This window comes from Rhodococcus sp. NPDC049939 (assembly GCF_040656415.1).
In the GTDB taxonomy this organism is placed as follows: Bacteria; Actinomycetota; Actinomycetes; order Mycobacteriales; family Mycobacteriaceae; genus Rhodococcus_F.
In genome coordinates this window covers 1-1446 of sequence record NZ_JBFAMC010000019.1, presented here as the reverse complement: position 1 = coordinate 1446, position 1446 = coordinate 1, and the positions used below count along the sequence as shown (strand labels likewise).

Annotated in this window: 1 protein-coding gene and 1 pseudogene; both read left to right on the top strand. The window is 62.7% G+C overall.

Annotated features, from left to right (window positions below):
• Nucleotides 1-188: 188 nt before the first annotated feature.
• Nucleotides 189-374 (top strand): annotated as a pseudogene (locus AB0I57_RS20065) (peptide ABC transporter ATP-binding protein); the annotation flags it as partial.
• Nucleotides 375-452: 78 nt separating this feature from the next.
• A partial coding sequence (locus AB0I57_RS20060; RefSeq protein ID WP_358339345.1) for an ABC transporter substrate-binding protein occupies nucleotides 453-1446 on the top strand: 994 nt, incomplete at its 3' end.

Here is a 1446-nt window from a genome sequence, read left to right as displayed (position 1 = left end):
CTCTCACCACTGGTAGCCGCCGGCCTGTTCTACCTCGCCCTGACCGTCCCGCTGACCCACCTCGTCAACTACATCGACCACCGCCTGCGCACCGGACGCAGGGACAGGTCTAGAACTCTCGATCCGGTGGAGCAGTCCATCGTCGCCGAAAGGGGATAGGGCGATGGCCTACGAGCCCTGGCCATGAAGCCGACCTCGCCAAGGGCTGCATGACGATGGTCGTGGTCACCTACGAAACGGGTTTCACCCATAAAGTATCCGACACCGTGCTGTTGATGGACCACGGTTCCGTCGTCGAGACCGGTAGCCCTGATCAGCTATTCGAGAAACCGAAAACTCAACGGCTGGAACAGTTCCTGTCACAGGTTCTGTAGGAAATCGAGGACCCGGGCCGCGCGCCGAGGCATCTGCTGACCGAGAAAACCTCGCTATCCGGGGCTAGTCTTGCCACCATGCTGTCTTCCGCCGGAACAAAGGTTCGTGTTCTGGTCGCACTGCTGCTCACAGCCGTATTGGCGCTAGCATCGTGTTCGAGTGGCGAGAGTTCATCGGGAGCGGCGGCGCGCGATCTGTGCTCTCCGCCCGGACCCGGCTCTGCAACCGCCGCGCCCACCAACGTAGAGGTGGGGTCGGAGACAACCGTCGACAGGTATACCACCGACAGCGTCGTCCCGCTCGATCAGATCGACGCCTCGAGGTTGAACCTGATCACCCCCGGTGTCCTCACCGTCGGCACCCTGACGGACGCACCACCGGGCATCTGCATCAACTCGGAGAGCCAATTCTCCGGCTACGACAACGAACTCCTCAAGGCCATCGCCGCGAAACTGGGCCTGCAGATCAACTTCGTCGGCACCGAGTTCGCGGGACTGCTCGCCCAGGTTGCCGCCCACCGCTTCGACGTCGGATCGGCAAACATCGGAACGACGGACCAGCGCCGCGCCACCGTCGGCTTCACCAATAGCTACGACTTCGCCTACAACTCGTTGGTCGCCCCTACCGACGGGCCCATCCAGAGTTTCAGCGACCTGAACTCCTCCACCCGCATCGGCGTCCTCCAGGGCACACAACAGGACGACTACGTGGAGAACACGCTGGGACTCGACCCGGTGAAGTTTCCGGATTACGCCACCATATACGCGAACCTTCTGTCCGGGCAGATCGACGCCTGGGTGGCAGCGTCGACGCAGGCCGAAGGCATCATCTCACCCAGTGACCCGGTCTCGATCGTCCAGGACTCGTTCATTCCCGACAATGTAGCGTCTTGGGTGGTCGCGAAGGAAAACCAGCCTCTGATCGATGCACTGAACTCCGGGCTCGACGCGATCATCGCCGACGGCACCTGGGCCCAACTGTATTCCGACTGGGAACCGCGCCCCCTGCCCGAAAGCTGGAAACCCGGCAGCAAGGCCGCACCCACACCCGACCTCCCCGACTTCGCCGCCC